General features: G+C 61.4%; 10 protein-coding genes and 1 tRNA gene. 3 read left to right on the forward strand and 8 right to left on the reverse strand.

Going from position 1 to position 13,350, the window contains the following annotated elements; genetic code table 11:
* Positions 1-278 precede the first annotated feature (278 nt).
* Together SPHINGO391_RS15745 and SPHINGO391_RS15750 are read left to right on the forward strand one after the other, a co-directional pair.
* The gene (locus SPHINGO391_RS15745) at positions 279-2,945 is read left to right on the forward strand and encodes an EAL domain-containing protein (RefSeq protein WP_193217316.1); all 2,667 of its coding nucleotides are present in this window, start codon (positions 279-281) and stop codon (positions 2,943-2,945) included.
* Between the two features lie 244 nt (positions 2,946-3,189).
* Positions 3,190-3,266: transfer RNA gene (locus SPHINGO391_RS15750), tRNA-Arg, on the forward strand.
* An 870-nt stretch (positions 3,267-4,136) separates the two neighbouring features.
* Here the strand turns inward: SPHINGO391_RS15750 and SPHINGO391_RS15755 are convergent.
* The 4 genes from SPHINGO391_RS15755 to SPHINGO391_RS15770 are packed head-to-tail and all read right to left on the reverse strand — an operon-like array spanning position 4,137 to position 8,644.
* The gene (locus SPHINGO391_RS15755; protein ID WP_152009715.1) at positions 4,137-4,793 is read right to left on the reverse strand and encodes a dienelactone hydrolase family protein; all 657 of its coding nucleotides are present in this window, start codon (positions 4,791-4,793) and stop codon (positions 4,137-4,139) included.
* 58 nt (positions 4,794-4,851) lie between these two features.
* Positions 4,852-5,823: a TAXI family TRAP transporter solute-binding subunit gene (locus tag SPHINGO391_RS15760; protein WP_152009716.1), complete on the reverse strand. Its 972-nt coding sequence runs from the start codon at positions 5,821-5,823 to the stop codon at positions 4,852-4,854.
* The gene (locus SPHINGO391_RS15765) at positions 5,820-7,745 is read right to left on the reverse strand and encodes a TRAP transporter fused permease subunit (protein WP_152009717.1); all 1,926 of its coding nucleotides are present in this window, start codon (positions 7,743-7,745) and stop codon (positions 5,820-5,822) included. The genes SPHINGO391_RS15760 and SPHINGO391_RS15765 overlap by 4 nt, the downstream gene beginning before the upstream one ends.
* The gene (locus tag SPHINGO391_RS15770; RefSeq protein WP_152009718.1) at positions 7,742-8,644 is read right to left on the reverse strand and encodes an amidohydrolase family protein; all 903 of its coding nucleotides are present in this window, start codon (positions 8,642-8,644) and stop codon (positions 7,742-7,744) included. Before SPHINGO391_RS15770 ends, SPHINGO391_RS15765 begins: the two co-directional genes overlap by 4 nt.
* A gap of 173 nt (positions 8,645-8,817) precedes the next feature.
* Here SPHINGO391_RS15770 and SPHINGO391_RS15775 point away from each other — a divergent pair, with 173 nt between their 5' ends.
* Positions 8,818-9,729, forward strand: coding sequence for a LysR family transcriptional regulator (locus tag SPHINGO391_RS15775; RefSeq protein WP_152009719.1), 912 nt, complete (start codon positions 8,818-8,820; stop codon positions 9,727-9,729).
* Positions 9,730-9,854: 125 nt separating this feature from the next.
* Here the strand turns inward: SPHINGO391_RS15775 and SPHINGO391_RS15780 are convergent, their stop codons facing one another.
* The 4 genes from SPHINGO391_RS15780 to SPHINGO391_RS15795 are packed head-to-tail and all read right to left on the reverse strand — an operon-like array spanning position 9,855 to position 13,312.
* Positions 9,855-10,907, reverse strand: a complete 1,053-nt coding sequence (locus tag SPHINGO391_RS15780; RefSeq protein ID WP_152009720.1) for a 4-oxalomesaconate tautomerase — start codon at positions 10,905-10,907, stop codon at positions 9,855-9,857.
* A complete protein-coding gene (locus SPHINGO391_RS15785; RefSeq protein WP_152009721.1) occupies positions 10,900-11,571 on the reverse strand; it encodes a 4-carboxy-4-hydroxy-2-oxoadipate aldolase/oxaloacetate decarboxylase in 672 nt (223 codons plus the stop codon). Before SPHINGO391_RS15785 ends, SPHINGO391_RS15780 begins: the two co-directional genes overlap by 8 nt.
* A gap of 1 nt (position 11,572) precedes the next feature.
* Positions 11,573-12,535, reverse strand: coding sequence for a VOC family protein (locus SPHINGO391_RS15790; protein ID WP_152009722.1), 963 nt, complete (start codon positions 12,533-12,535; stop codon positions 11,573-11,575).
* 42 nt (positions 12,536-12,577) lie between these two features.
* Entirely contained in the window at positions 12,578-13,312 is a 735-nt protein-coding gene (locus tag SPHINGO391_RS15795; protein ID WP_152009723.1) for a PIG-L deacetylase family protein, read from the reverse strand.
* Positions 13,313-13,350: the final 38 nt, after the last annotated feature.

Below are 13,350 nucleotides of genomic sequence, written 5' to 3' on the forward strand. Positions count from 1 at the left end.
GTCAGCTCAAGCAGCGGTGTTACCCATTAACAAGCTCTGCAAGTTTGTCGCAGGACATGACCTTCTACGGCCCTGTTTGCCCGACATCGCAGTCGACAAGAACCAGTGTTGCTCCCACGAAAGCTTAACAAGAACAAAACTTCAAACCGATATCGGAAGCAATACGGCCTTAGGCATTTATTACACACTTCTGAATTAGCATTCTTTTTGAAGCACGGCGGCGGCCTCATGCCGTCGCAGAACTTACAGACCTCGAGAACAGCGACAAGTAGACAGCAATGCCAGGCAATTCAACCCCCAAACCCAGGCGCCCGCACCTGCTGTCACGGCCAACTGTTCTTGCTGCCGGGATTGCGCTTGCGGTCACGGTGGCAACCGGCGTGTTCGCCGAGTACCAGAACCGCATCGTCCATCATCAAGGTGCCAGGGTAAAGGTCAGCGAGCAACTCGGCCTTGTGCGGGCGAAGCTGGAAGGCAACATCACCAGCAATATCCAGCTGGTCCGGGGGCTTGTCTCGGTTATCGCCACGCAACCGGCCATGGACCAGGTCCAGTTCAGCAAGATCGCAGCCGGACTTGTGGGCGAACATTCGCAACTGCGCAACATCGCCGGTGCTCCGGGAATGGTCATCAGCCTGATGTACCCGGTCGAAGGCAACGAGAAGGCCATCGGCCTCGACTATCGCAGGAACGAAATGCAACGGGAAGCAGCGCTGCGCGCGGTCGCATCCAAGCAGATGGTGCTGGCCGGACCGGTCAACCTGCTGCAGGGCGGCCAAGGATTTGTCGGGCGTTTTCCGGTGTTTGTCGAGAACCAATCCGGTGACCGGCATCTCTGGGGCCTGGTTGCAGCGGTGGTTGACACTGAACGGCTCTATGCGGCCAGTGGCCTGTCGGACCTCAACCTGCCTCTGAAGATAGCCATTCGCGGTCAGGACGCCACGGGCGAGACCGGAGCCGTGTTCTTCGGCGACCCAGGCATTTTCGGCGACGAGCCGGTCACTTCGCAGGTCTCCCTGCCGAGCGGCAGCTGGCAGATCGCGGCCGTCCCCGCTGGCGGATGGTCGACAACCCCTGACAATGCCTGGCAGATCCGGTCGGTGATCCTGCTTGCCGGCTTGCTGGTCATACTGCCCATCCTGATCGCGGGCTATCTCAATACTATTCGCCAGACGCACATTCAGGAGATCAACCGCCGGCAAGGTCAGCTCCAGCGATTGTCGCAGAGGCACAAGCTTGCGCTGGAAACATCGAAAATAGGCGTTCTGGAAGTCAACCTCGACACCTGGGAAATCAACTGGGACACACGGATCCGGGAGCTTTTCGGTCTCACCGATGACATCAAGCGGATTACAAAGGAAACCTGGGCCAATGCGGTCCATCCCGATGACCTTGCAAAGGCCACTGAAGAGTTTGAAGACGCGGTATCAACAGGCGGCGACTACAACTCGAATTTCCGGATCCGTTCGCTTGACGGCACAACCCGATGGGTACGCTCCATCGGAGCGGTACACGCTGATGGAAACGGATCACGATTCCTGATCGGTGTGGTCTGGGACGTGTCCGCGGATGTCGAACTCAACGCCAGCCTGCTGGCGGCCAAGCAAAGCGCCGAGGCGCGCAACCAGGAACTGGAAGAGGCACGCGCCCAGATGGAGCGCAACTCCCTTCACGACAGCCTGACCGGTCTGCCCAACCGGCGCTTTCTCGATGAAATGCTGAACGATGGCGCAGCCGGAAACAGGGTCACCGCGTTGCTGCATATCGATCTCGACCGGTTCAAGCAGATCAACGACACGCTGGGACATGCAGCCGGTGACGCGATGCTGGTGCATGCCGCATCGGTGCTGTCGGCGAGCACACGCGCCGACGATTTCGTTGCCCGCATCGGCGGCGACGAATTCATCATCGCCACGACTTCCGAGGCCGGCGAGGCGGAACTCGAATCGCTCGCCAACCGGATCATCACCAAGATGCGCGAACCGGTTCCCTATGAGGGCCATGAATGCCGCTTCGGGGTCAGCATCGGCGTTGCCATGGCGGAACCAGGCAACAAGCATTGCGGCAAGAGATTGCTGATTGACGCGGACATCGCTCTCTACCGTGCCAAGAGCAACGGCCGGAACAGGTGCGAGTTCTTCAACAGTTCGCTCAAGGCCGAGATCATCCGCAACAAGCGGGTCGCCGACGACATTCTCAACGGCCTGGACCGCAGCGAGTTCGTGCCCTTTTTCCAGCCGCAATTCGACGCCAGGACACTCGATATCATTGGCGTGGAAGCGCTCGCCCGCTGGATCCATCCGAGCGAAGGCGTGCTTTCGCCGGATGCATTCCTGAAGACCGCGGGGGAACTCAACGTGGTGCCGCTGATCGACCGCGCCATCCTGGAACAAACCTTGTGGCAGTCAACGCGCTGGAAGGCCGCCGGCATCTCGATTCCCAAGATGTCAGTCAATGTTTCCGCCGGCCGGCTTTATGACGACGATCTCATCGAAAGCCTCAACGGGCTCAGCTTCGAGCGCGGCACGCTGTCGTTCGAGCTGCTCGAATCGATCTTTCTCGATGACAAGAACGAAACGATCGTCGCCAACATCGCCCACCTCAAATCCCTGGGCATCGATATCGAGATCGATGATTTCGGCACCGGCTTTGCTTCGATCGTCAGCCTCGTGCAGGTCAAGCCGACACGGCTGAAGATTGACCGGCAGCTGATCTCGCCGCTGGTTTCATCGCCCAGCCAGCGCAACCTGGTGGCGTCGATCATCGATATCGGCCAGTCGCTCGGCATCAAGGTGGTGGCCGAAGGTGTGGAGACCATGGAGCATGCCGGCATCCTGCGCGATATCGGCTGCGACACGCTGCAGGGCTATGCGCTGGCGCGTCCCATGACCTCGGAACAGCTGATGGCATTCGTGCGCGAGGAACCCTGGCGCAAGGTCGCCTGATGCGCCATGGCGCGGGATTGCGCAAAGGATTTCAGCCCCAGTGGGCGGCGCAAAGCCGCAGCACGGACCATATCGTGCCGAGCGGCTTGCCAGCCCTCTTCCCGCCACCGTCGTTTCCCTGACGGGAACGCATTTTCGACGTTGATGCGCCGAGCGTGATCGGCTAGAAGACCGGATATCAGCTGCCTCGCGACGCAATGTTCGGGCCCCTCGGGGCTGAACCGGCCCGCCAGGCGCCACGGATGCACCCGTAGCTCAGCTGGATAGAGTGCTGCCCTCCGAAGGCAGAGGTCACAGGTTCGAATCCTGTCGGGTGCGCCATTTCATAACCTAACGAACACAATGGGTTCTGCACGGACGAGCAAGCCCTGGAACAGTCCTGTTTTGTCACCGGTCACAATCTGATCACACTGACAGGAATTGCCGACGTGGCATTCCTACGAAAACGCAATGACAAGTGGCAGGCACATGTTCGACGCACTGGCCATGATCCCCGCTGCAAACACTTTCAAACACGCACCGATGTGCTCCGCTGGATGCGGCAGACCGAACAAGAGCCAGACCGCGTCGGGCTACCTATGCGTGGGTACAATCAGGGAAAAGATCACGGCACATCAAGTGCCTACGCTTAAAACGCACAGTCCCTCGGCCAAACGCTCCTTTTCAGAAAGATAACCCGCATCCGTTGTGCCCACCTTTTCGCGGTGCAGATGCCTGTTGGGCCAAAGCGACGAAATGTGAGCTTGATGTCTTACGGCTTGAAAGTCGCAACGCCTCCACGCAGCCACCCACTTGCAGAGATCTCCTCCTTGTATTCCAGATCTATGGATCCTCAGCATGCGCACCGGATAGCAAACAAAGCATTTTCGCGTCGGCTGGATCTTGAGACAAGCCGCGTTGGCTTCCCGTCATCACGCGGGTGTTCTCATGATTCAGACCAAGACAGCGCAAAGTGCTTTGGGTTTTGTGTGACCGAGGACAAGCCATACAGCACGGAGGGTGCCGGATTCGAGTGTTCCTGGCCCAAGGCCGGTCATGAAAAGTGTGGCACGCGGGTTCGTGGCGAGGAAACACAGACGTCAATGGTGCGTACGCTGTGCCGGTGTCTAAATACCCGGCACAGCGGATCTTGTTTAAGTCTTCGACAACCGTTCAACAAACGGGTTGGCGAAGACATGCCTCAAACCATGCTCAACCGAGGTGCTTCTGCAGGAAGGCCTGGGTTCGGGCGTGGGCTTTCGCCGCCACGTCAGGAACGTAGGATGGGCGCGCATCATTGGCGAAGGCATGCCCTGCGGTGTAGGTATGGACCTCCATCTGGGGCAGATAGGCCTGGGCCTCTGCCAGCATATCGGCGGGGACATGATCGTCTTGAGTACCCCAATGGCCCTGCATCGGCGCCTTGAGCGGACGATCCAGGTATTGCGGCAGCCGGGTGCCATAGAAGGCGACCGCAGCGGCGATATCCAGCGTCTGGGCCGCTCGGATTGCCAGGCCGCCGCCCCAGCAAAAGCCGATCACGCCGACCTTGCCGCCGTTTTCCGCCAGCGCGGCGACGGCGGCGGCGACGTCCACCATGGTCTCGTCGAGCTTGGCCGCCAGCATCAGGTCGCGCCCCTTCGGGCCCTTGTCAAAAGGCACGACGACATTCCGTTCCTGGCGGTCGAACAATGCCGGGATCGCCACTTCATAGCCGAGCGCGGCATAAGTGGCGGCCACACCCTTGAGCTGGTCGGTCACGCCGAAGATCTCCTGGAGGATGACGATTCCTCCCTTGCGTTCGCCTTTTGCGGGTTCGATCCAGCAATCGAAAAGATGGCCGTCTGCAGCCTTTGTTTGCGTCATCATCAGTCGGTCCTTCTCAAGAATTTGCGCCCCCTCGCAAGAGAGGGCGCATACCACGGTGTCATTTGCCGACAGAAATCCCGGCTTCCGCAAAATAGCGCAGGGCGCCTGCGTGATAGGGCACGGAAGACGCCGGCGCCATCGTCTTGGGGTCAAAGCCCCCGAAGGCGCCGAACGATGCCTTCAAGGCTTCCTTGTTCTCGGCGATCGCCTTGGTCAGACGGTAGACGAGATCCTCGTCCACCTTGTTGTTTGTCATCAGCACCCAGGGAATGCTCATCAGGTTGGCCGGGTGGTTCTGCAAACCGTTGACCTTTTCGTTCTGCTCGCGGGACACGAGCTTGCCGGCAGGGAGATACTCCTTGAATGCCGCAGCACCCGCTTCGGATGCATCAAGCGAGATGTAGCACAGCCCGCCCCGGTCCTGCAGCTTGACCGAAGCCTGCTGACCCGCGCCCGCATTGAGCGACACAAGGGCGATGTCGACGAGCCCGTCGCCCAGCGCGTCGATGCCGGCGACGAAACTTGCCACGGGAACCTGCTGGAAGTCGTCATAGGTCATCCCGCCATTGGCCAGCCCGCCGGCGATGTAGAACTTGATGATCGTCGAGGACGTGTATTCCGACGCAATCCGCAGATCTGCGGCCCGTGCCTTGACATCGGCGATGGTGGCGAGCCCAAGATCACATGGCGCCATCATGCCGGTCACCAGGTTGAACATGGTTCCGACAAGTTGAATGTCGGGGCTGGCCCGGTCGTAGTTCCCGGTGCCGGTCACCGCGTATTCCGTTTCGATAAGGTTTGAGAAGCCGAAGTCGACCTCGCCATTGCTGATCAGCGGCAGATAGCCGACAAGAGGCTGGGTACGACCGGTAATTCCAGCATCGTTGGCGACCTTGGCGACCGCCTGCCCGGTGTTGTAGGCCAGTGTGCCCTGTGCGCCCGAGGCGATGGTCACCACCTGTGCGCTGGCAGCACTGGCGAGGCCGATGCTGATGGCGCCTGCGGCAATCAGGCTAACGAACTTGGTCATGATTGAATTCCTCCCTTGGTGTTTTCATGATGGAACCTGCCCCGTAAGGCGAGCAGCAGGGCAAGGACGAGACAGAGCCCGGCTGCTATTTCGTGAAAGATGTCGCCGGCAGGCAGGAAGCCGAGTGGCAGGGTGCAGAGACCGAGCACCACAACAAGCCCGCGCAACGGCAGGTTCAATGGCCCGCTCCAGTAGCCGACGATCCCGCTGGTGACGGCGATGATGCCGATGACGGAGAGCGCCATCATCAGCCCCATCCGTGCCGTCTCCCCCTCCATCAGCAGTTCCGGCGTGGCCACGAACAGGAAAGGGATGATGAAAGCCGCCCAACCGATGCGCATCGAGGCAACGCCGGTCAGAAGCGGGTCGTCCCTGGTAATCGTCGCCGCCGCGAATGCAGCCAGCGCCACCGGCGGCGTGATCATCGACAGCATCCCGAAATACAGAATGAACAGATGCGCGGCCATCGGCGTGATTCCGGCCTGGACCAGCGAAGGTGCGACCAGCGCGGCCAAAAGCACGTAGACACCCGAAGTCGGCATGCCCATGCCAAGAATGATGCAGATACCGGCCGAGACAAGCAGAAGCAGGCTCACATTCGACCCCACAGCATCCACAAGGACGAGGGTCAGCGCAAAGCCGAGGCCGGTGATGTTGAGCACCCCGATGACGAAGCCCGCGGCGGCAACAACGAGGATCAGATTGATCATCGCGATACCGGTGTCAACAAATACCTGACCCAGCGTGCGCAATGTGAGCCGTTCGCCGCGATAACCCCGCAGGAAACCCACGCCGACAATCGCGACGGAGGAGAGCAGCGCGGACTCCTGGGGATCCATTCGCCAGACGAACAATGCCAGCAACAGGACCGCGAAGGGCAGGATGAAATGCCAGCCCTCGCGCAGCACCTGCCGGGGTGTGAGCCCATCAGTATCCGCGGAGGCAATGTTGTCACGCGCGGCTATCAGATCCACCTGGGTGAAAACAGCGAGATAGTAGAGTGCGGCCGGCAGCAGGGCTGCGCCGGCCACGGCCAGATAGGGGATGTCGAGAAACTCGGCCATCAGGAACGCGGCCGCCCCCATGATCGGCGGGGTCAGCTGACCGCCGGTGGAGGCGACCGCCTCGATCGCACCGGCATCGCGCTTGGAATAGCCGCCCCGGTTCATCAGCGGGATGGTGACGACGCCGGTGGTGACGACATTTGCGACCGCCGAGCCTGAGATCGAGCCGAACAGCGCCGAGCCGACGACCGAGATCTTGGCGCTTCCGCCGCGCGTCCGCCCGGTAGCAGCCATCGCCAGGTCGGTAAAAAAATTTCCGCCGCCCGCCGCGAAGAGCAACTGGCCGAAGAAGACAAAGAGCATCACCACGATCGTGCCAACCGCCAGCGGTGTGGAGAAAACCGCGTTGGGATCGAAGCCCGCATACTGGACAAGCCGCTCCGGGCTCAGTTCCTTGCCGATCAGCCGTCCCGGCACCTTGTCGGCAACGAGCGCATAGACAAGAAAAAGGCTGACAATCGAAAACAGCATCAGTCCCGCACGGCGGCGTACGCCTTCGAGAACGGCAAGGGTAACGACGGTGCCGATCACGGTGATCTGCCAGGGCCGGTAGGCCTGCTCCTGCAGCAGCCAGGCAAAGTCCCAGGCGGCATACATCAGCGTGACAAAGGCGATCGCGGCAATGGTGCCGTCGACCCAGCCAACCCGCGCCTTGTCCTGTCCATTGAACCCGAAACGCAGATAGGCGACCGCCAGCGCAATGCCGAGCTGGAAGGCCATGTACTGCTGCGGCAGGATCGCCAGACCCAGACGTGTCGGCGCCTTGATGTTCCAAAGGATGCAGGCGACGATCATTGTGCTCGCCAGGCCAGCGACGAGAACCCGGTTCAACGAAGAGGCCTGTGCACCGGGGGTCAAGGCTGCATCTCCTCGGGCCAGTAGAGCCGCATCGGGTTGGTGACAAGCAGGGCCTGTTGCAGTGACTCCGTGGGAGCGATGCGCGGAATGAGATCGGTCAGGACCCCGTCGTCCGGCATGTGCGTTTCCATGTTCGGATGAGGCCAGTCGGTGCCCCAGAGGACGCGGTCGGGGAACGTTGTCACCAGGCGATGGGCGAAGGGAACGACATCGTCATAGGGTGGACCGGATACGGTAAGCCGTTCTGGACAGGAAACCTTGACCCAGATCTGCTGATTGCGCTCCATGAGTTCAATGAAACGGGCAAATTCAGGCCCGTCGACACCCTTGGTGACATCGGGGCGTCCCATGTGGTCGACGACAATCCTGCCCGGCAACCGGCCCAGAAGCGGCGCGATGGTTGTCAGGTCTTGCGCCTCGAAATAGACGACGATGTGCCAGCCGAGCGGCTGAACTCTTTGCGCGATCCGTTCAAACACCGCGTGCGGCGTATCATCGACCAGCCGCTTGAGGAAGTTGAACCGCACGCCGCGTACGCCGGCCCGGTCAAGGGCATCGAGTTCCGGATCGGTGACGCCGGCGCCGACAACGGCGACACCGCGGGCCCGTCCATCGGAGGCGTCAAGCGCGTCGACGAGAGCATCATTGTTGCGGCCGTGGCATGTGGCCTGAACAATCACGTTGCGTGAAAAACCGAGATGATCGCGCAGCCGGAACAGTTGCTCCTTGGGAGCGTCGACCGGTGTATACTTGCGCTCGGGCGCGAAGGGAAAGCGCGATGCCGGTCCGAAGACGTGGCAATGCGCATCGACCGCGCCCTCGGGCACCCGGAAATCGGGACGCTTTGGAGTGGCGCAATAGGACAGATAACCTGCAGCCCCCAAATCAGAAACACTCATGCAAACCGGCCGTGCAGGTAATGCATCATCTATACTCCTCCTCAATGTCACCCGTGGGCGACGCCTTGCCTCCTCAGCAAGGATCATGGAACCGTAGGTTTCAAGTGTACATTTGGCAAATTTTTGTTGTATGTTATTATCATCATTTCAAATGATAGTGGACGTGGCATGCCATGCTGAGAACCTTCGACATGAACCTGCTGCTGGTCTTCAACACGCTGATGGAAGAGCGCAGTGTGACAAGGACCGGAGAGCGGCTTGGCCGCACACAGTCGGCGATCTCGAATTCCCTCAAGCGTCTGCGGGATGCGCTGGACGATCCGCTGTTTGTGCGTGAAGGCGCCGGTCTTGTACCGACCCCGCGGGCGGAAGCCATGGCACCCGAAGTCGAGCAGATCGTCAGGCGGGTCGAGCTTTGCCTCCGGCAGGAAACAGAAATCGATCTGGCAACCGACAGTTCGCATTTCGTGATCGGCGCTCCTGATCGGCTGAGCCTGCCAATCTTCCTGCCGGTCATGCGCACGATGCACGCAATCGCCCCGAACATGCGGCTTGATCTGCGAACGTCCGACCGGGATGTTTCGATCCGCCTGCTGGCCAGTGGCGAGATCGATCTTGCCCTGGGCTGGTTCGATGATCTGCCGACGAGCATGTTGCGCTCGGTTGCGTTTTCCGAGGACCTGGTCTGCCTGTGCCGAAAGGGACACCCGATCCTGCGCGCAGAAGGGGCCGCAGATTTCCAGTCGCTTCTGTCCTATCCGCATCTGGTGGTCCGCTCGGGCGGCGGACGTCACGCGGCCTTTGATGCGATTCTGTCCCGTTTCGGCCATGCGCGGCACGTGCAAACGGCACTGACCAATTTCACACTGGTGCCGCATCTTCTGCGCGACAGCAATCAAGTGGGTGTCTTCACCAAGCGAACCGCGGATTACTTTGCCGAGAACTACGATCTGGCAGTGATCCCCATACCGCTTGAAATCGCGCCGATCTCGCATGAGATCGTCTGGCATCGACGCTTCACCCATGATCCGGCTCATCGCTGGTTGCGCGGCTACATCCAGAAGGCCTGTTCGGCGCAAGGATGACAGTGCCTGGCAGACAGCCGTCCCCGCCCCTGCCCCAGAAATTCCCGGTTGACGCGTAGCCTTGCGTCCGCATCCGCGCAATGCATCAGGCGCCTCCGCCAGAATGAGCACAAGCTGTTAAATGCTCATGTCTGGTAGACCCGACCATCCATGAGCTTGCGCGCGGTCCGCAATATGCCTGCACCGGATACGCCGCCCGTTGCGTCCTGCTCTATCAGGACTTCTGTCGCGCCTGTCGGATGTTCGATTGCGTATCGCCCGTCGGACGGAATGGACGCGCACGCGTGAGCCGGAGATCCGTGGAGCAGGCACGCGGTTGCGACGCTGACGGCGGCGAAGACGCCGATCGTGGCATGGCACCTATGCGGAATGAAACTACGGGTGCTGATCGCACCGCCGGAGCGGGCTTCAGAGACCAGGGTCATCTTCGGCACGGACTTGTCCTTGACGTCCCCCAGGTTCATCAACGGGCCGGCGACAAGCCGGATCGCCTCAAGTCGGGCCTTCAGAGTTGCATTGCCGTCGAGTTCCTCTCTGGTCTCGCCGCCCGTGACACCCAGATCGGAGGCCCGCATGATCACGCAGGGCATGCCGTTGTCGATCAGCGTGCACTCGATGCCGTCGATGACATCGACATTGTTGCCGGTCGGCAGCAGGGCCCCGCACATCGACCCGGCAATGTTGTCAAACATCAGCGGAACCGGCGCATGGCTGCCCGGAACCCCGTCGATGGCAGCAGTCCCTTCGTAGCTGACCTTGCCGCCGGGCGTCGAAATCTGGGCGGTGGCGACTTCACCCGTGTTGAGCATGTGGATGCGCACCGGCGTGGTCTCGCCGGAAGCCGCGACGAGCCCCCGCTCGATCGCCGCCGGCCCTACGGCGGCGAGGATATTGCCGCAGCCCTGGGCATCGGAAACCAGCGCCTGATCGACAAAGACCTGGAGAAACAGGTAGTCGACATCAGCATCCGCGCGCGTGGAGGGCGACAGAATGGCGACCTTCGAGGTCAGCGGATCAGCCCCGCCGATACCGTCGATCTGGCGCGGATCCGGCGAGCCCATGATCCTGAGCAGCAGTGCGTCCCGCTCGGCCGGAGTGTCGGGAAGGTCGCGCTTGAGAAAATAGGCGCCTTTCGAGGTGCCGCCGCGCATCCACAGGCAGGCAATGCCGTCAGACATATTTCAGGCCCTTTTCGGCAAGACGCGGACGCATGTCGTAGATGTCCAGCCCGAGTTCGCCAGCGGCCAGCCGCGCCCGTTTTGCCTCCTCGGCATCGAGCCGCTTCGCGGTGGCGGCCATCACGGATTCGGCATCGGCACGCGGAACAACGCAGACCCCGTCATCGTCCGCGATGATGATGTCGCCCGGATTGACCAGGGCTCCGGCGCACACGATCGGCACATTCACGCTGCCCAATGTTTCCTTGACCGTGCCCTGCGCCGAGACCGCAGTCGACCAGACGCCAAACCCCATCCTGCGAAGATCCCGCGTGTCGCGCACGCCTGCATCGATGATGAGCGCCTTGCAGCCGCGGGCCGTGGCGGAGGTTGCCAGCAGGTCGCCGAAATAGCCCATGTCGCAGGGGGCGGTCGGCGCCAGCACCATGATGTCGCCCTCCCGCAACTGCTCGATGGCCACGTGGATCATCCAGTTGTCGCCCGGCGCCGCGGAGATTGTCACCGCCGATCCGGCGATGGCGAGATCCTGCTGGATCGGGCGCATGTTCGGCTTCATCAGCCCGGTCCGGCCCTGGGCCTCGTGCACGGTGGCGACGCCGGCTTCGCCCAGCCGCCTGATGATCACCGCGTCGGCGCGGTCGATAGTCTGTCTGACAACTGGCACTTCAATGATCCTTCTTGACCGGAGGGGTTCCGTGGGTGTGGAAACTCTCGATTGTCTTCAGGCCCCAGGCCTGGCCCTTCTTGCGGTCGGCCTCGGTCCAGACCACCGGTTCCCAATCCGGCTGCAGGATCAGCCGGGCGCCGGAGTTGGCCAGTTCGACACGGTTGCCCGCCGGCTCCCAGACATAGAGAAAGAACGTGCCCTGGATGGCATGCTTGTGCGGTCCCGTTTCGATGTGGACGCCGTTTTCGAGAAAGATGTCGGCGGCGCGCAATATGTCCTCGCGGGTATCGGTGGCGTAGGTGACGTGGTGAAGGCGCCCGTCGCCCCCGCCATGCTCCTCGGTGCAGGCCAGGTCATAGGTCTTGTTGTTGACCGTGAACCAGCAACCGCCAAGGCGGCCATTGTCGAGCTGGATGATCTCGGTCACACGCGAACCCAGGCAGGTTTCCATGAAATCCCGGAATTCGGTCACATCGGTCGCCAGCAGGTTGAGATGGTCGATCCGGCGCGGACAGGCGCCGGTGGCGTGAAACCGGCTCGCCATGTTCTTCAGCGCCGGCGTGTGCGCGGCATCCGGCCGGTATTTGACGGTGTCCCAGTAGATCTCGAAGACATGGCCGAACGGATCCTCGAAGCGGTAGGCGCGGCCGTGACCGGGATCGCCATCCACCCATCCGAGGCTCTTGAAGCGGCTCGCCTCTATGGCTTTGACCCTCCGCTCCAGGGCTTCGGGCGAAGAGGCGCGGTAGGCGATATGGCCGACACCGGTGGTGTGATGCCGTGTCAGCTTCAGGCTGTGGAATTCGTAATCGTCCCAGGCCCTCAGATAGGCCGAGGTCTCGTCCTGGCCCGAAACGGTCAGGCCGTAGACCCGTGTGAAGAAGTCGAGGCTTTCCTCGAACTTGTCCGTGTACATCTCGACATGGGCCAGGTGTGCGATGTCGAAGCAGGGTTCAGACATGGGATACTCCAGTGATTTCAGGTCCGCCGCGAAATCCTGGCATCAAAGCTCGTCCACCGTGCGCGGGAAGATCGATTCAAACCCTTCGGCATATTTGCAGTCGCGGCCACCGGACTGGCCGCCGGAATTGCGCTTGAAATGATTGGCGCGCTGCTGCGCCACGCGGGTGTAGTACTCCCAGAGGTGCTCCTGGCCCTGCATGCACTCGATGGCCGCGCGCTTCTTCTCCCACACCGGCGTGATGTCCAGAAACGTGTCCGGCTTCCAACCCATCTGCTCGGTCTGGTGCGGCTCGAACAGGTAGAGCTGGGGCGCGCCAAGCACCTTCTCGCCCGGATTGTGTCCCCAGGCCTGGGCGATCATCCGGCACTCGAGCGCCACCTGTGTCGTGTAGCTGTGATCGGTGTTGTACGGGTCGTATTTCGAGTGCGACAACATGAAGGCCGGCTGGACCTTGCGGATGACATCAACCACCCGGTTCTTGTCGTCGCGGGAGAGCTCCAGCGGATAATCGCCGAGATCGAGGCACACCAGGTCATGCACGCCAAGCGCTTTCGCAGCTTCTTCGGCTTCCCTGCGGCGGGCGTCCTTCACCGCCTGCAGGGTCATGCCCGGCTGTTTCCAGAGTTTGGCGCTCTCGCCGCGTTCGCCAAACGACAGGCAGAGCACGGTGACGTCGTATCCAAGCTCGGCATGCGCGGCGATGGCGCCGCCGCAGCGCCAGACGAAATCAGCCGCATGAGCGCTGATGACCAGCGCGGTTTTCTTTTCTGACATAGGGTTTTCTCCAATCCGGTTGCGCGAATTTTGCGCAT

The organism is Hoeflea sp. EC-HK425 (assembly GCF_902498795.1).
Taxonomy (GTDB): Bacteria; Pseudomonadota; Alphaproteobacteria; order Rhizobiales; family Rhizobiaceae; genus Hoeflea; species Hoeflea alexandrii.